Raw genomic sequence first — 16,610 nt, forward strand, 5'->3', positions numbered from 1 at the left:
ACCATGCCCGGAACCTCATCGCATCGATCACCAGCGATCAACGCCACCGGGTCGCAACATCCGACCTCAGGCGCGAATGATCGAGGCTAGTGGAGGATCTTCTCCTTGGCCACGGTGAATTCCTCGTCGGTGAGCAGGCCCGAGTTCTTGAGCTCGCCGAGCCCGCGCAGTTCGGAGAGAAGTTCGGCGCCGTTGCCCGCGGTCACGTCCGCCGGCTCCATCATGCGCACCGGCACGGCCGGCGGCGCGGGCGGAGGCGGCGGTGGCGCCTCCTGGTATCCGGTCAGGTTGATCAGGTCGGCCAGCGAGCCGGCGAACCTGTTCGCGTCCGTGGTGGGCTGGGTGCCGGTCACCGCGTCGCTGGCGAACTGCAGGATGGTGGGCTTTCGCCCGCTGTACGCCGACCATGACGAGGCCGGCACGCCCCGATACTGATCCTTGAACGGCCGTGGAGCGCCGCTGCCGGTGTAGTTGCTCGCCCACAGGTCATAGGGGAACGGCTTGAGTGAATTCTCGTACAGCCAGCGCGGCGCGTAGGCGATGAGATATCCCTTGCCACCGGTGAGCTTCCGCAACTGGTCCATGAAGGTGATAATCTCCGCCCGGTTCGGCGCCCGGTCCATGTAGTCGAACTTTTCGGCGTCGCACTGCCAGATAAACGGGACGTCTTTGAACCAGGGCGTATTCGCCGCGACGTGGTCGAAAAACACCTTCGCTTCGCGTTTGGCGTCACCCGGATGCAGCACGTGATAGGCGCCGAGCACGGGAATCCGGGCGGCGCGGGCGCGGTTTAGCGCCTCTTTGTAGTGCTTGTCCTTGAACGTCACGCCCTCGGATGCCTTGTGCGTGAAGAAGCTGATGCCGGCCGCGCGTGCGGCGCCCATGTTCATCGGGCCACGGCCCCAGTCGTGGTTGCTGGCGTCCCATCCCCATACCGCGGTCGACGCCGCCGCCGCGGGCTGGGTCGCGGGTTGGACCGCCGGACCAGCGCCGCCGAGCTTCGCCAGGATGCGGTCCGCGCTGACCGCCGACATCGCCACGTGTACGTGGTTCAGGTGGGCCGCCATGGTGCCGGGGTCGAAGTTGTGCCACCGTCCGTTCTGGATGTAGAAACCGTTGTCATCCGGATACGGCGTGGTGTGGATCAGCTCGGCCAAATCACGCTTGAACTTGTCGAAAAGCCATTTCGCGAAGTCTCGCATGTCGGCCTGGTCCTTGGAGTTCGGCTCCGGATCGTCGTACGCGCCGAAGTCCAGCGCCGCCGTCGGTGAACCGCCCCAGGACAGCCCGTTGTGGTGCGATCCCGGCTCGTTTCGGAAAGCGCTGGTTACGTAGAGTTGCTTGGCCTTTGGGTACTTTTCTGCGACGGCGAGGATCTTTCGCCCTGTCGGACCAATCGTCACACCCGGTTTAATCTGCATGACCGCTCCTTAAGACCGGTTCCCCCTATAACGAGGCTAGGCCAGCGACACCGGGCGCGTTCGGCAAATCGAGACCCGCTCCTCAGCAGGGCAGGAAGTTGCTGAAGTAGACAATGTCCGGGTACGCGTTGTCGGAGCAGTAGTCATCGCCCTCCCCGCCGTCCAGCACGTCGTTGCCGGAACGGCCGCCCAGCTTGTCGCTGCCGTGGTTGCCGAACAGCCGGTCGCCGCACGCGCTGCCGAGCAGAATGTCGTGGCCCGGACCGCCGACGAGCACATCCCCGCCGCCGTTCCCGTCGATGATGTCGTCCCCCGCACCGCCGAAGATGATGTCGGCCCCCGGGGTGCCCAAGTAGAGGTCGTCGCCGTCCCCCAGGAACACGATCTCGCCCGGGCCCGGATTCTCGCACCCGACCGGGATGGCCTGGGCCGGCGTCGCGACGACCGTCTGCCCGGCGGACATCAGCAGGACCGCCGCCGCCGTCGCGATCAAGGATCGTGGTCGCATGATTCGTTCCCTCCGCTTCCTCCCCGGCCACCTGTTGCCGGCCACCGAACGGTCGCAGCCGGGCATCATCGTGGCGTCAGCGTCGAGGGTGTGAGGTCGCGCTGACGCCGCGCTGACGGCGCCCGCCGACCCTGTTGCCGAACCGCCGCCCCATCCCGTGGGCGGGAGTCGAACAGGGAGGCAACACATGAACATGACCCCCGTACGGCGTGCCGCAGCGTCGGCCGCCGCCATCGCGATCGCCGGGCTGGGAATCCAGGCGGTTCCGGCGCCGGCCCTGGCCAACCCGGAGGACGGCGGCCAGCACTGCGTCGCCCGGGTGACCACCGGAACGCCGGAGGCGGTGTGCTTCGACACCTTCGCCGAGGCGCTCAGCAGGGCCAGCGGCGGCCGGCTCACCTACGGACCGAAGAACGCCGAGGAGGCGGCGCGGACACCCGGGTTCGCGGCGCGGGTGAACGCGGCGAACGCGGCCAACCGGGTCAGCGCCGCCGCGGGGTACGACACCGTCCTCAGCATCCACTACACCGCCAGCAACTGGGGCGGCTCCGACCTGATCTGGGTCGGCACCAGCAACTGCAGCACGTCGACCAACAACACCGACTACGAGATCGACACCATGCCGGCGGGCTGGGTCAACGTCATCACGTCGTACCTGACGTTCGCCAACTGCTGGGTCCAGCACTGGGAGGACACCTTCCAGGGCGGCGACCACGTCGGCTACCACGGCAGCCGCAGCTACATCGGCTCCACCATGGACAACAGGACCAGCTCGCTACGCTGGTCCTGACGCCCGAGCCGCTGGCGCTACACCTGGGTGCGGAGCCAGTGTTGGTTGGTGGTGGTGCCGCAGGTCCATTGGACTACCTGGGCTCCGTCGGTGGTGGCGGAGTTCAGGACGGCGAGGCACTTGTTGCTGTGCCTGGCGATGAGCTGCACGTAGCCGCTGCCCACGTCCTGCAGGCGCCACTGCTGGTTGGTGCCGCCGTGGCAGGCCCACTGGGCCACCCGTACGCCGTCGCCGGTCGCGCCGGTGCCGCCGTACACGTCGAGGCACTTGCCGCTGTTGACGCTGACCACTGTGGAGTATCCACCGCCGGCGTCCTGGAAGCGCCACCGCTGGTTGGACTGCCCGTTCGCGGCCCACTGGACCACGTCCGCACCGTCCGCTGTGGACGCGTTGTAGACGTCGAGCAGCTTGCCGCTGTGCCGGGCCGCCACCGTGTACGTGGCCGGCGTCGGCGTGGTGGTCTGCGGCGCCAGCCGGTACAGGCCGGCGCCGTGGGCCGGGATCGAACGGCTGAACGTGCCGCTCACCGTGCCGAGTCCGGCGCCGGACCACAGGTCGGTCGCGGTGGCCGACCCGATGCCGAGGTCGGCGAGGTTCATCGACACGGTGGCGGCCGCCGCTTCGCGGTTGAACAGGGCGACGTACCGGTGGTTGGTGCCCGGCACGTCGGCGGTCCAGACCTGCCGCGTACCCCCGACGAGCTGGCGGTTGTTGGCGCTGGACTGGTCGACGGCGAGCACCGCGGCGTTGGTCATCAACGCCAGCTCCGCGGCGCGGTTCTCGACCAGGTTGCCGCCCCACATCAGCGGAGCCCGGTTGATCGCCCACAGCGTCATGAGCGTGCGCTGCTCGTCGGCGGTCAGGCCGGAGTAGCGCGGCGAGCCGACCGGCCCGTACTTGGACAGCCGGCCGATCGGGATCATGTCCGGGTCGGGCCAGGCGCCGGTCGCCCGGTACGGCGTCCAGTTGCGCAGTTGGTCGAAGAGGGCGTCGAGGGCGCCCCAGTTGTCCCACAGGTCGTTGACGATCCGCCACATGTGCGCGTTGGCCTGCACGTGCGAGCCGCTGGCCAGCGGCGTCGCGCCGGGCGAGAGGCTCAGCACCATAGGGCGGCCGCTGCGCTGGATCGCCAGCCGGTACCCGTCGACCTCCGCCTGCCGGTAGGTCGGTGCCGCGATGTCGTCGACCTTCACGTAGTCGACGCCCCAGCCGGCCAGCAGCGCGAACACCGAGTCCAGGTACGCCTGCGCGCACGAGTTGGACATGTTCAGGCCCCACATCAGGTTGAGCCAGGCCGCGGTGGTGCTGTTGTTGATCTGGTTGGCCCGGCAGCTGGTGCCGAGGATCGGCACGTTGTCGGCCACGGCCTGGCGCGGGATGCCGCGCATCAGGTGGACGCCGAACTTCAGCCCCTGGGCGTGCACGTAGTCCGCGAGGGCTTGAACCCGTTGCTGCCGGCCGCCGACGGGAAGCGGGTGGTGTCCGGCAGCAGCCGCCCGTTGGCGTCCATCCGCAGCCGCGGGTTGAGGTTGGCGTCCTGGTTGGGGCTGTTGTTGTGCCGGCCGGGGTAGTACCAGGCCCAGTCGATGACGACGTACTGCCAGCCGTGCTGGCGCAGGTTGTCGCGCATGTAGTCGGCGTTGGCCCGGACGTCCGCCTCGGTGACGCTCCAGTTGAACGAGTCGTAGCTGTTCCACCCCATCGGCGGGGTCGAGGCCGTGCCGTTGTCCCACGCCTGCGCCCGTTCCGGCGGGCCGACCGCGAGACCGAAGGCGAGCAGCAGCCACACGATGGCCACGGCCGGGCGTACCTTGACGAGCTTCATCTGACCCTCCAGAGAAGACATACACCCGGCTCTATGTCATTGGTTGGCGCCGATGTTACCGGTCACATCCGCACTGTCAAGCGCCCCCGAGGCGCACCACCCTGGTCCACTCGGGCGGCCACTCCGTCGCCGGGCCCTCCCGTGGAAACAGGCCCACCACGGTCCGGCAGGCCGGCCGCGCGGCGCGCGGCAGCCCGTACCCGGTCGGGCACCAGCGCCGCCGCGACCAGCGGATGGAGCCGGTCGGCGTCGATCAGCCCGGCGCGCAACAACTCCAGGTCGGGCAGCGTCCACGTCGCCGCGTCGGGCAGCACCGGCGCGGTGTCACCCCGTGCCGTGGCCGGCCCGACCCGCAGCAGCAGCCGCCGCCGGCCCCACAGCCGTACGGTCACCGTTCCCGCGGTGCGCCCCTGGGCGCGGAGCAGGATCGCCGCCTCGGCCGCCCACCTGTCGACGGCGCAGCCGCGTTCCCGCAACGGATCCGCGGACGGCACGGCCGGTCGGTCCGCACCGCACCGGGTCCGCAGCTCGTCGCTGCGGCGCGCGTCCCACAGATGGCGGTGCAGGTCGAGCCGGAACCGCCGGTCGGGATGCGGATGCGGGTGGCGGCACGGGCCGGCCCGGTCCCACAGCGCGAGGCTGATCCGCTGGCCGGCGTCCGCCCAGCCCGGCGGGGTCCGCACCACCAGGTGCACCACGCCGTCGCCCGTGTCGTACCGGGCCAGCGCAATAGTCACCCCGGGCGCAGCAACCCGTCGGGAGCGACCCGCGGCAGGTGCCAGCGCAACAGGTCGGGAGCCAGCTGCCGCAGGTCGGCCCGGACCATGGCAGCCAACTCCCGGCCATGGTCGCGCGCCAGCGAGCGCAGACTAAGATCGACATCGACGCGTGCGGCGGCGCACGCGCCCGCCCGGTCCCCGACGCGGCGGCGCGCGGTCGCGGACTCGACCATGGACGGCGGCACGGCGTACTCGCGCACGCGCAACCAGAATGAGAGGCGAGAATCCGCAGTCGCGGCCCGGGAGCGCATCAGCACTCACCTGTCGCGAGCGGGACCCCCAATCTGCGAACAGAAGGAGTCATCATCGCCGACCAGCATAGCGCAGAGGGCGGGCTCCGGCATGATCGTGAATGATTCGCGTCGTCCCAGCGACCCGAATCCTTCACGATGACGTCGCGACCGTCGACCTACGTGGCCGCGCTGGCCGACGCGCTGCTCGCCGAGCCCGACGTCGAGCCGCTGGCGCTTTCCAAGGCGCCATTGTGGCGCTGGCGCAGCCGCCACTATGGGTTGGATCTTACTTGGTGGGCCATACCGGGATCTTGTGCCCGGCTATGTCGGGCATTTCCACCCGCAAGATCTCTCTGTGCCCCACCAAGAAAGATCCGAAGGCAGCAAGGAACGCAAGCCGCTTCGGCGTCAAGATGGCGTCAGGATTTGGGCGTGCGGCGCGGATTCGCGGGCCACGTCGATGCCGGCGCCGTACCGTCGAGGTGTGCCCATCTGGTTGACCCGGGACCGGCTCGCCCTCCTGCTGGCCGGGCTCGCGCCGCTCGCCGTCGCCGCGGTGCTCCTGCCGTTGCGCGGCAGCTTGGAGAACACCCACGTCGCCCTCATCATGGTGGCCGTCGTGGTGGCGGTGGCGGCCTTGGGCAACCGGGTGGCCGGTTACCTGGCGGCGGGGTTCGCGGGGCTGTGGTTCGACTTCTTCTTCACCCAGCCGTACCAGCGTCTCACCATCGACGTACGGTCCGACGCCGAGACCCTCGTGCTCCTGCTGATCGTCGGGGTCGCGGTGACCGAGCTCGCGGTGTGGGGGCGCCGGCAGGCGGCCGCCGCCAGCCGCGACGCCGGTTACCTGGCCGGCATCCAGGCGGCCGCGACGGTCGGCGCCGTCGGTGGCTCGTCCCACGATCTCATCCGGCAGGTGTCCGACCAGCTGGTCACCACCCTGGAGCTGCGGGGCTGCCGCTTCCAGCGGGGCGTGGCCGGCCTGGGCAACCCGCCGAGGCTGCAGCGCGACGGCTCCGTCACCTGGCACCGCGCCGCGTGGGACGCCGACCGCGAGGGGCTGCCCGCCGAGGAAGAGACCGAGCTCCTGGTGGAGAGCGGAGGTCGCCTGCACGGCCGGTACCTGCTCACCGCGACCCCGCACCGGCCGCTGTCGCCGGAGCGGCGCCGGGTCGCGGTCACCCTCGCCGACCAGGTCGGCGCGGCCCTCGGGTGAGCTAGTACACCTCCACCTTGCCGGTGGGGCGAGGGCTGTAGGAGTCGTTGAAGAAGTACTCGCCCTTCTCGGTGAAGGTGTATTGGAACGACTCGCCGGGCCGCAGCCGTACGTCGAAGAGGCCCTCGAAGAACTGCGTCGCGCCGTGCTCGTTGGCGTTGTCGGCCGGGTTGACGAACGTGACCGTGGTGCCGACCGGTACCCGCAGGTGGGTCGGGGCCATCGCGTTCATGGCGGTGGACTCGGTGGTGCCGACCTGGCCGGTCGTCGCGTTGTATGTGCGGGCGAGCACCACCGTGTTGTTGACGGCGCTGCCCTCGACCGGTCCGCCGGCGACCGGCCGGCGGATGACCGGCGGTGGCGGGGTGGGGGCCGGCGGGACGGTGCCGCCGAGCCGGAACGCCCACAGGAAGTCGCCGCGGGGCGCCGACTCGCCGTACGGGATGCCGGTGCCGCCGGCGTACACGGCGATGTACTGGACACCGTCCACTTCGTACGCGATGGGGCTGCTGCTGATCGAGGCGCCGGTCTGGAAGCGCCACAGTTCCCGCCCGGTGCGGGCGTCCAGGCACAGCAGGTTGCCGTCCGGCTGTCCGATGTAGAGCAGGTCGCTGGCGGTGGTGAGGATGCCGTTGCCGTGCGCGAGGGAGTACGGCATGCGCTTCTTCCAGCGCACCTTGTTGGTGCCGGGGTCGACGGCGACGATGCCGCCGGTCTGGTATTCGCCGGGTGGCCGCAGCCCGTTGCTGGCCTCGGTGAGCGAGTGCGCGGCGGCGACGTACCCGAAGCCGGTGTAGACCAGTCCGGTGCTGTGGCTGAAGGACTGGTGGTTCCAGTCGGCGCCGCCGCCGTGGCCGGGGATGGACAGGATCGGTACGTCCCAGTGCGGGTCGTAGAGCGCGCCTTTCACGTAGTTGGGTACGGCCCGGTTGGGCTCGCCCGGTACGGAGGTGCCGAGCGGCTGGTCGACGACGCGCTGCTCGGTCCAGCCGCCCTGGCGCGGGAACGGCTGGGTGGGCCAGGTCTTCTGGCGCGGCTCCTGCGGGACGGGCACCTCGTCGATGCCGAGCGGGGCGGAGCCGTCGGTGCGGTCGAGGATGAAGTACATGCCGGACTTGCTGCCGTACACGACGAGCTTGCGCATCCGGCCGCGGACGCGCACGTCGACGAGGACCGGCGACATGCTGTTGTCCATGTCCCAGATGTCGTGGTGGACGGACTGGAAGTGCCAGCGGTACGCGCCGGTCTTCAGGTCCAGCGCGACGATGGAGTTGGCGAAGAGGTTCTGCCCGCCACGGCGCGAGCCGTCCTGGGAGGAGTTGCTGCCGTGAGCGCGGCGGCGCGCGGGCTGTCGTGCGTGCCGCAATAGAGCATGCCGTCGTGGTAGGTGACGGCGACCTTCTCCATGCTGCCGTAGCCGGTGACCTGCTTCTCCCACACGACCTGGCCGGTCTCCTGGTCGAGCGCGATGAGCCAGCTGCCCCGGCCGTGGGTGAAGACCATGCCCTGGCCGACGGCCACGCCGCGGCGGGTGAGCGTGCCGCGGGTCTGCTGGTACGTCCACTTCGTCGCGCCGGTGGCGCCGTCGACGGCGACGGCGGTGCTCTGGTTGGTGCCGGTGTCGACGCCGCCCTCGATCTGGTTGAGCCAGGCGCCGCCGAGGCGCGACACGTTGCCGCGGTGGACGCGGGACAGCGCGGAGTAGTTCTGGTTGCCGAGGTTGCCGCCGACCTTGGGGAAGTCGCGGCCGCCGGGGGTGCCGCAGGCCGGCATGCCGGAGGCGGCGGCCGCTGGCGAGGCGGGAGTGACGGACAGGCCGACCGCCGTCGCGGCGGCTCCTTTGAGGACGTGTCTACGTTGGACCATGGTTCCCCTTAGAGGCCGAGGTAGATCTGGCGGACCCGGGGGTCCTCGCGGAGTTGTGCGGAGGTGCCGGTCATCGCGACGGCGCCGTTCTCCATGACGAGGCACTCGGTGGTCACCTCGAAGGTGAGCTTGGCGTTCTGCTCGACCAGCAGGATGGCCAGGCCGTCGCGGTTGAGCTTCTGCAGCACGGCGACGATGTCCTCGACGAGCTTGGGCGACAGGCCCATGGAGGGTTCGTCGAGGAGCATCAGGCGGGGCGCGGACATGAGCGCGCGGCCGATGGCGAGCATCTGCTGCTGGCCGCCGGACAGTGCCCCGGCGAGCCGGTGGCGCATGTCCTTCAGGACGGGGAAGAGGGTGTAGACCTCGTCGAGGGTGTCGAGTGTGGACCCCTTCCAGGGCTTGATGTACGCGCCGAGCAGGAGGTTCTTCTCTACCGGCAGGCCCGGGAAGACGTGCCGTCCCTCGGGCACGTAGCCGATGCCGTACCGGACCATCTTGCGGCCGGGCACGCGGGTCAGGTCGTGCTCGCCGAAGCGGATGGAGCGGACGGTCCGCGGCACGAGGCCCATGAGCGCCTTGAGGGTGGAGGTCTTGCCCGCGCCGTTGGCGCCGATGATGCCGACGGACTGGCCGGCGGCCACGGTGAAGCCGATGTCGTGGGCGGCCCGAACTCCTCCATAGTGGACGGAGAGGCCATCCACGGCGAGCGCGGTCATGACGCCACCTCCGTCGGCACGTCGATGACGGTCGAGTCGCCCAGGTACGCCTCGACCACCTCCGGCTTGACGGCCACCTCGGCGGGCGGGCCGTCGGCGATCACGCGCCCGTTCGCGAACACGGTGACCCGGTCGCACAGCGACATGACCAGCCCCATGTTGTGCTCGATGACGACGACGGTGACGCCGGAGGCGCGGATCGACCGGACGATGTCGCCGAGCTGCCGTACCTCCTCGCCGTTGAGGCCGGCGGCCGGCTCGTCGAGCAGCAGCAGGCGGGGCGCGGCGGCCATCGCGCGGGCGATCTCGACCCGGCGCTGGATGCCGTACGGCAGGGCACCGGGCAGGCTGTGCGCGAAGGCAGTCAGGCCGAAGCGGGCCAGGATCGCGTCGGCGTCCGCGCGCAGCGCCCGGTCGTGCCGCCAGACGCCGACCTGCCACAGGGCGTACCGCCAGATGCTGCGGGTGCGGGTGCGGTCCAGGGCGACCAGGACGTTCTCCCGGACGCTGAGCGCGCCGAACAGCCGCAGGTTCTGGAACGTGCGGGCGATGCCGGCCTGCGCCAGCCGGTACGGCGGGGCCGCGGTCACGTCGTGTCCGGCCAGGAAGACGCGCCCGGCGGTCGGCTTGTAGAGGCCGCTGACCACGTTGAACAGCGTGGTCTTGCCGGACCCGTTGGGGCCGACGATGCCGCGGATCTGGCCGGCGTCGACCTCCAGCGAGACGTCCTGCAGCGCCTTGACGCCGCGGAAGTGCTTGCTCACCGCGTCGATCCGCAGCATCACGCCGGTGTCCGACGTGGACGCCTCGTCGTACGGCTGGAAGGGGCCGAGGGTGGCGGCGCCGGCCGGACCGCCGCGCAGCCAGCCGCGCCGGCGCAGCAGGGCCGCCAGCCGGGTCGGCAGGCCGGCCAGCCCGGTGGGCGCGAACACGACCGTCAGCACCACGATGGAGCCGTACGCGACCTGGGCGTACGTCGGGTAGTCGACGAGCAGCTCGCGGACCAGCGCCAGCCCGATCGCGCCGACGACGCAGCCGACCAGGCTCTGCCGCCCGCCGATGATCACCATCGCGAGCAGCAGGAACATGTTGGCGATACTGAACGTCTCCGGCGCCACGTACCGGATCAGCCCGGCGTAGAGCACGCCGGCCAGTCCACCGTAGACGCTGGCGAGCAGGAACGCGGTCATCCGCAGCATTGGCACCTCGACGCCGACCGCGCCGGCGGCGAGGTCGTCGTCGCGCATCGCCCGCATCCGCCGGCCCAGCGGCGTGCGGACCACGAACAGGCCGAACGCGAGCGCGAGCGCGAACACGACCAGTTCGACGTAGTAGAACAGGTACTCGCTGGAGAGGTCGACGCCGGGCAGCTCCGGGCGCGGGATGCCGGTGATGCCCTCCGCTCCCCCGGCGACCTGCGCGTTGGTGACCCAGTTGGTGAACGCCAGGGCCAGGCCGAGCGTGACGATGCCGAGGTAGTGCGACTGCATGCGCAGCGCCGGCGTACCCACGAGAAGGCCGACCGCGGCGGCGGCCAGGACGGCGACGGCGGCCGCGGTCCAGAAGCCCCATCCGCTCTTGGTGGTGAGGATGGCGGTGACGTAGGCGCCGACGCCGAAGAACGCGACCTGGGCCAGGTTGATCTGGCCGGCGATGCCCATCGCGAGGCCGAGCCCGACGGCCAGCAGGGCGTACAGGATCATCACGTTGACCACGTGGATCGCGTACGAGTCCAGTTGGTACGGCAGCAGCCAGGCGGCCACACCGAGCACGGCGATGCCGCCGCCGACCCGCCAAGAACTGTGGTACCTCACGCGCGGTTCACCGTCCTCTCGCCGAAGATGCCGGTCGGCCGGATCATGATGATCACGGTGAACACGAGGAACAGGACCAGTTCGGAGTACCCCTGGAAGTGGCCGGCCGCGTAGGAGTCGAGCACCCCGATGGCCAGGCCGCCGACGATGGCGCCGGGGATGCTGCCGAAGCCGCCGAGGATCGCCGCGGCGAAGCCCTTGATGCCCAGCGTGCCGCCCATGGCGGGGCTGACGTACAGCAGCGGGCCGACCAGCCCGCCGGCGAGCGCCGCCAGCCCTGCGCCGATCATGAACGCGACCGCGTTGCTGCGCCCGACGTGGATGCCGACGGCGGTGGCCGCCTGGTGGTCCATCGCGACGGCCTGCATGGCGGCGCCGCGCTTGGTGCGCTGCAGGAAGAGCACGAGCACGGCGGTCGCCGCCGCCGCGATGGCCAGCACCACCAGGTCGTACGTGCGGATCCGGATGCCGAACACGTCCAGCGGTGCGCCGGGCACCGGGGAGCGCACGGCCCGCCCGGTCGCGCCCCAGATGATGATCGCCAGGGCCTCCAGCACGATGCCGAACCCGATGGTGCCGATCAACATCAGGTCGAAGTCCTTGTTCTCCAGCGGGCGCAGCACCCGCTCGATGACGATGCCGATCAGGCCGGTCACGATCAGGGCGATCACCATCGCCACCGCGAACGGCAGCTTCGCGGACAGGTAGAAGGTGGAGGCGAAGTACGCGCCGATCATCACCACGTTGCCGTGCGCGAAGTTGACCAGGCCCATGGTGCGGTAGACGAGCGAGAAGCCCATCGCCACGAGCGCGTAGATCGCGCCGAGGCTGAGCCCGCCGATGAACGTCTGGATAGTGACTTGCATGGTTCTCCCTGTGGAGCCACCGGGGCGGCCGGGAGCCGGCCGCCCGCGGGGTTGACGTCAGCCGGCCGCGGCGACCAGCTTGCCGCCCGTGATGGTCCCGATCGAGGTGGCGAAGATGCCCACCCCGGTGTCGTCGTAGGCGAAGTCGCCCAGCAGGCCCTGGTGCTTGGTGGCCCGGATGGCGTCGGCGAGGGCCTTGCCGGTGGCCACGTTGCTGTTCTTCAGCGCGGTCAGCATGATCTGCGCCCCGTCGTACGCCTTGGCGCCGTGCATCTCCGCGTCCTCCCCATGGGCGGCCTGGTACGCGGCGGCGAACGTGCGGGAGGCGTCGTCGATGTCGTTGCTCAGGTACGGCGAGCTGACGATGGTGCCCTCGACGTTCGCGGCGCCGGCGGTGTCGAAGAAGACCGGGGTGCCCTGCGGCGCGGCCCCGGCGAACGGCACCTTGATGCCGAGGTCGCGAGCCTGCTTGACGATCAGCCCGGACTGCACCTCCTCGGCGCCGACGAAGATGACCTGCGGGTTCTTCTGCCGGATGTTGGTCAGCGCCGCGCTGAAGTCCTTCTGGTCGTTGGTGACGACCTGGTCGGTGACCGGCTTGACGCCCCGGGCCGCCAGCGCCTTGGTGAACGCGTCGTGCTCGCCCTTGCCGAACGAGCCGTTGTTGGTGATCATCGCGATGTTCTTGAGGCCCTTGGTGTCCACGATGTACTTGGCGAGCGTCTCGTCGTACGTCGTGCTCGTCGGGCCGTTCAGGAACAGGAACGGGCTCTTCACGGCCACCAGGCCCGGCGACTGCCCGGACGTGATGTTCGGGATCTCCTCCTGCTGCAGGATCGGCGCCATCGCGATGGTCACCGCGCTCTCGGCGGTGCCCAGCATCGCGATGTAGCCCTCGCTGGCTATCTTGCGGGCCAGGTTGGTGCCGACCGTCGGGTCACCCTGGTCGTCGAAGACGCCCAGCTCGATCTGCCGGCCGTTGATGCCGCCGGCCTTGTTCCACTCGTCGACGGCCAGCTTGACGCCTTTGAGCTCCCAGGCGCCCAGCGAGCTGAGCTGTCCACTTTGGGCGTTCACCACCGCGATCTTGATGGGGCCGTCGTTCGACGATCCGGACTCCTCGTCCTCGCCCGGGGCCGAGCAGGCCGGCAGCGCGAGCGTGGCGGCGGCCACAGTGGACAGTATGGCGAAACGTCGCCGGGTGAGCAGGGACATGACACATCACCTCTCGAAGACGCCTTGGTAGATGTCCTTGATGTTCCAGTGCCCGGGGGTCGGCACCGGCTCGTTGACCATCGGCACGTCCAGCACCGCCGTGCGGCGGGCGGATACGGCGGCGCGGAGCGCCGCGCCGAGCTCGTCCGCGGCGGCGACGGTGTACCCGTCGGCGCCGCAAGCCCGGCCGTATGCGGCGAAGTCGGGGCTGTACGGCTCACCGTCCGGCCCGACGAAGTCGCAGCCGAAGCTGCGACCGAAGTTGCTGGCTTGCAGGTCCGAGATGGTGCCGTGGGACCGGTTGTTCATCACTACGAAGATCACCGGGGCGCCCTGCTCGACGGCCATGGGTACGGCCGGCAGTTGGGCGCTCATCCCGCCGTCGCCGACGAGCGCGACGACCGTGCGCTCCGGCTGGGCGATCTGCACGCCGACCGCGGCCGCCGGGCCGAAGCCCATGGTGGACGCGCCGCCGGGCGTGACGAACCGGCCCGGCGCGGGCAACTCGTAGCACTGCGCCACGCCGTTCTTGTTCCAGCCGACGTCGGTGACGAGCACGGCGTCGGCGGGCAGGGCGGCGCGCAGGTCGGCGAGGATCCGCTCGGGCCGCAGCGGAAACTGGTCGCTGCGCCCGCGTTCGCGGCTGCCGGCGAACAGGTCCGTGCGGGCCGCGCGGATCCGCTCGCGCAGTTCGGGCCGGCACACCGGCTCGGGCTGCCGGGCGCGGACGGCGGTGCCGATCGCCTCGACGGCGTGGTTGACGTCGGCGACCGCGCCGATCTCGACCGGGTAGTTGCGGCCGATCTCGGCCGGGTCGAGGTCGACCTGGATCAGCCGGCTCGGCGGGAAGCGCCAGGTGTAGCGCGGATCCCAGGAGCTGGCGTCGGTCTCGGCGAAGCGGGTGGCGAGCGCCAGCACGACGTCGGCCTCCCGGGCGTACTCGTTGGTCAGGTCCAGGCCCCAGAAGCCGGTCATGCCGAGCACCAGCGGGTGCTCGTCGGGGATCGCGCCCTTGGCCATCAGCGAGTGGGCGACCGGGATGTCGAGGTGCTCGACCAGCGCGCGCAGGGCCGCGGCGCCGCGCTCGCGGCGCAGGCCACCGCCGAGGTAGACCAGCGGGCGCCGGGCGCCCACCAGGGCCGCCGCGATGCGGTCCGCGACACCCTCCGCCAGCGCCGGCGGCTCCGCGTCTTGCACCAAGGGGTACGGCGTGGCCGTCACCGGGCGCGAGAAGTGGTCCATCGGCACGGTGAGCAGGACGGCGCCGGGCCGCCCGGAGGTGGCGGTCCAGAACGCCCGCTCGGTGCAGCGGGCCAGGTCCTCCACCCGGTGCACGGTCCACGCGCGCTTGACGAACGGGCGGAAGATGGCCGCCTGGTCGGCGTCGGCGTGCAGGTTCACCTCCTGGTGCGGGTGCCGGCCGTAGAAGTAGGACGGGATGTCGCCGGAGATGACGACCAGCGGCACCGAGTCCAGGGCGGCGGTCAGCACGCCGGTGACCGCGTTGGTCAGGCCGGGGCCGACGTGGGTGAGCAGCACGCCGGGCCTGCCGGTGGCGCGGGCGTACCCGTCGGCGGCGTGCGCGGCGGCCTGCTCGTGGCGGCTGATGACGAACCGGATCTTGCTGCGGCCGAGCGCGTCCAGCAGGGCGATGTTGGTGTGCCCGCACAGGCCGAAGACGACCTCCACGCCGTACGACTCCAGCTGGGCAACCATCGCCTCGGCCCCAGTGGTCATGACTGTCCTTTCTGGCCGGTCCACAGCGAGATGTCGCGCAGCATCAGGGTTTTCACGACGGTGTATTCCTCGACCATGTGGCGGGGCGACTCGCGGCCGAAGCCGGAGTCCTTGACGCCGCCGAAGGGCACGTGGTCGAGGCGGAAGTTGGAGGAGCCGTTGACGACCAGGCCGCCGACCTCGAGGTCGCGCCAGGCGGCGACGATGCGCCGGACGTCGTGGGTGAACAGGCCCGCCTGCAGCCCGTACCGGCTCTCGTTGCAGGTCTCTACGACCGCGTCGAAGTCGTCGTACGGCAGGACGCTCACCAGGGCGCCGAAGACCTCCTCGGTGACCACCGCCGCGTCCGCGGGCGGCCCGGCCACCACCGTCGGGGTGACGGTGGCGCCGTCGCGCTTGCCGCCGGTGGTGACCACCGCGCCGCCGGCGGCCGCCGCCGCGGCCCAGCGGACCACCCGTTCGGCGGCCTCGTCGTCCACCATGGACCCGACGTCGGTGGCCGGGTCCAGCGGGTCGCCGACCACCAGCGTCCGGACGCCGTCGGTGAACGCGCCGACGAACTCGTCGTACCGGGAGCGCTGGACGTAGACCCGCTGCACGGAGATGCAGCTCTGCCCGGAGTTGCTGTACCCGGTCCGGGCGCAGACCCGCGCCGCGTACCCGATGTCGGCGTCCTCGCACACGATGGTGGCCGCGTTGCCGCCCAACTCCAGGACCAGGCGCTTGGCGCCGGCGGCCCGCGCCACCGCGGCGCCGGTCGCGGCGCTGCCGGTGAAGCTGATCACGGCGACCTCCGGCGCGGCGCACAGCGCGGCGCCGACCTGGGCGCCGCCGTGCAGCACCTGCACCGCCTCGGGCGGCATGCCGGCCTCCAGCAGCAGCGCGACCAGCGCGGCGGAGACCGCGGGCGCCTGCGGGGGCGGCTTGACGATGGTGCTGTTGCCGGCCGCGAACGAGGCGGCCAGCTTGTGCGCGAGCAGGTTGGCCGGCGCGTTGAACGGCGTGATCGCCAGGGCCACCCCGGCCGGCGCCCGGTACGTCAGGGCGGTGTTGCCGACGCCGCGCGCCCAGCCGGCGACCGGCAGCACCTCGCCGCCGATCCGGCGGGCCTCGGCGGCACAGACGGCGAACGTGTCGGCGACCCGGTCCATCTCCCCGCCGCCGTCCTTGACCGGCTTGCCCAGCTCCAGTGCCAGCAGCCGGGCGAACTCGTCGCGCCGGGTCGCCACCAGGGCCGCCGCGCGCTCCAGCACGTCGGCGCGGTCGGCAGGAGCGAGCCGGGCTACCGCCCTGGCGCCGCGCCGGGCGTACGCGCGGGCGGCCTCGACCTGGTCCAGGTCTGCCTGGCGGACCTTGCTTACCACCCTACGAACCCACGGGCCGGTCCGCTCGGACCACTCGCCGGTCGCGGTCCACTGGCCAGCGACCAGGCAACTGGCCTCGACGACCGAGCTGTCGGGCATCGTCGCCTCCTTTGGCATGGCCACTAGATGTGGTCCGCTAGATGGTACTCCTAGACCGTTCTCCGGACTAGGTGTAACGTACGGGCGGCAAGGCCCCCTGGCAATGGCCGGTTCCGAAACTGTTACGCGGACGTGAAGCCGTCCCGGGAGGCACGAGA

Annotated in this window: 14 protein-coding genes and 1 pseudogene; 2 read left to right on the forward strand and 13 right to left on the reverse strand. The window is 70.9% G+C overall.

The features are described 5' to 3' along the window. Positions 1-86 precede the first annotated feature (86 nt). Both Prum_RS46740 and Prum_RS46745 read right to left on the reverse strand, forming a co-directional pair. A complete protein-coding gene (locus Prum_RS46740; protein ID WP_173085865.1) occupies positions 87-1,421 on the reverse strand; it encodes a GH25 family lysozyme in 1,335 nt (444 codons plus the stop codon). An 82-nt stretch (positions 1,422-1,503) separates the two neighbouring features. After that, complete coding sequence (locus Prum_RS46745; RefSeq protein WP_173085867.1) at positions 1,504-1,929, reverse strand: calcium-binding protein; 426 nt, start codon at positions 1,927-1,929, stop codon at positions 1,504-1,506. 187 nt (positions 1,930-2,116) lie between these two features. Between Prum_RS46745 and Prum_RS46750 the strand changes: the two genes are divergently transcribed. Further along, positions 2,117-2,719 carry a hypothetical protein gene (locus Prum_RS46750; RefSeq protein ID WP_173085869.1) on the forward strand — a complete coding sequence of 201 codons (603 nt, stop codon included), beginning with the start codon at positions 2,117-2,119 and terminating at the stop codon, positions 2,717-2,719. A gap of 17 nt (positions 2,720-2,736) precedes the next feature. Here the strand turns inward: Prum_RS46750 and Prum_RS46755 are convergent, their stop codons facing one another. From Prum_RS46755 to Prum_RS46765, 3 genes and pseudogenes are all read right to left on the reverse strand, one after another. Continuing rightward, positions 2,737-4,143, reverse strand: a complete 1,407-nt coding sequence (locus Prum_RS46755; RefSeq protein ID WP_173085871.1) for an alpha-galactosidase — start codon at positions 4,141-4,143, stop codon at positions 2,737-2,739. Next, positions 4,125-4,544, reverse strand: a complete 420-nt coding sequence (locus tag Prum_RS46760; RefSeq protein WP_173085873.1) for a hypothetical protein — start codon at positions 4,542-4,544, stop codon at positions 4,125-4,127. The genes Prum_RS46755 and Prum_RS46760 overlap by 19 nt, the downstream gene beginning before the upstream one ends. A gap of 206 nt (positions 4,545-4,750) precedes the next feature. Then, positions 4,751-5,574, reverse strand: a pseudogene (locus Prum_RS46765) (hypothetical protein); the annotation flags it as partial. Positions 5,575-6,040: 466 nt separating this feature from the next. Between Prum_RS46765 and Prum_RS46770 the strand changes: the two are divergent. Further along, complete coding sequence (locus tag Prum_RS46770) at positions 6,041-6,772, forward strand: DUF4118 domain-containing protein (RefSeq protein ID WP_173085875.1); 732 nt, start codon at positions 6,041-6,043, stop codon at positions 6,770-6,772. 1 nt (position 6,773) lies between these two features. Here the strand turns inward: Prum_RS46770 and Prum_RS46775 are convergent, their stop codons facing one another. Genes Prum_RS46775 through Prum_RS46805 form a run of 8 tightly spaced genes read right to left on the reverse strand, consistent with a single transcriptional unit; the run spans position 6,774 to position 16,452 of the window. After that, the gene (locus Prum_RS46775; RefSeq protein WP_218577931.1) at positions 6,774-8,138 is read right to left on the reverse strand and encodes an outer membrane protein assembly factor BamB family protein; all 1,365 of its coding nucleotides are present in this window, start codon (positions 8,136-8,138) and stop codon (positions 6,774-6,776) included. Then, the gene (locus tag Prum_RS50475) at positions 8,021-8,638 is read right to left on the reverse strand and encodes an outer membrane protein assembly factor BamB family protein (RefSeq protein ID WP_218577932.1); all 618 of its coding nucleotides are present in this window, start codon (positions 8,636-8,638) and stop codon (positions 8,021-8,023) included. The genes Prum_RS46775 and Prum_RS50475 overlap by 118 nt, the downstream gene beginning before the upstream one ends. 8 nt (positions 8,639-8,646) lie before the next feature. Further along, on the reverse strand, positions 8,647-9,357 hold the full coding sequence (locus Prum_RS46780; protein ID WP_173085877.1) for an ABC transporter ATP-binding protein: 711 nt from the start codon (positions 9,355-9,357) through the stop codon (positions 8,647-8,649). Then, positions 9,354-11,171, reverse strand: coding sequence for a branched-chain amino acid ABC transporter ATP-binding protein/permease (locus Prum_RS46785; RefSeq protein WP_173085879.1), 1,818 nt, complete (start codon positions 11,169-11,171; stop codon positions 9,354-9,356). The genes Prum_RS46780 and Prum_RS46785 overlap by 4 nt, the downstream gene beginning before the upstream one ends. Further along, complete coding sequence (locus Prum_RS46790; RefSeq protein WP_173085881.1) at positions 11,168-12,037, reverse strand: branched-chain amino acid ABC transporter permease; 870 nt, start codon at positions 12,035-12,037, stop codon at positions 11,168-11,170. Before Prum_RS46790 ends, Prum_RS46785 begins: the two co-directional genes overlap by 4 nt. A 57-nt stretch (positions 12,038-12,094) precedes the next feature. After that, positions 12,095-13,252, reverse strand: a complete 1,158-nt coding sequence (locus Prum_RS46795; RefSeq protein WP_173085883.1) for an ABC transporter substrate-binding protein — start codon at positions 13,250-13,252, stop codon at positions 12,095-12,097. Between the two features lie 6 nt (positions 13,253-13,258). Continuing rightward, entirely contained in the window at positions 13,259-14,989 is a 1,731-nt protein-coding gene (locus Prum_RS46800) for a thiamine pyrophosphate-binding protein (protein WP_173085885.1), read from the reverse strand. After that, entirely contained in the window at positions 14,986-16,452 is a 1,467-nt protein-coding gene (locus Prum_RS46805) for an aldehyde dehydrogenase family protein (RefSeq protein ID WP_173085887.1), read from the reverse strand. The genes Prum_RS46800 and Prum_RS46805 overlap by 4 nt, the downstream gene beginning before the upstream one ends. Between the last annotated feature and the right edge of the window lie 158 nt (positions 16,453-16,610).

Origin of the sequence: Phytohabitans rumicis (assembly GCF_011764445.1) — a bacterium.
Lineage (GTDB): Bacteria > Actinomycetota > Actinomycetes > Mycobacteriales > Micromonosporaceae > Phytohabitans > Phytohabitans rumicis.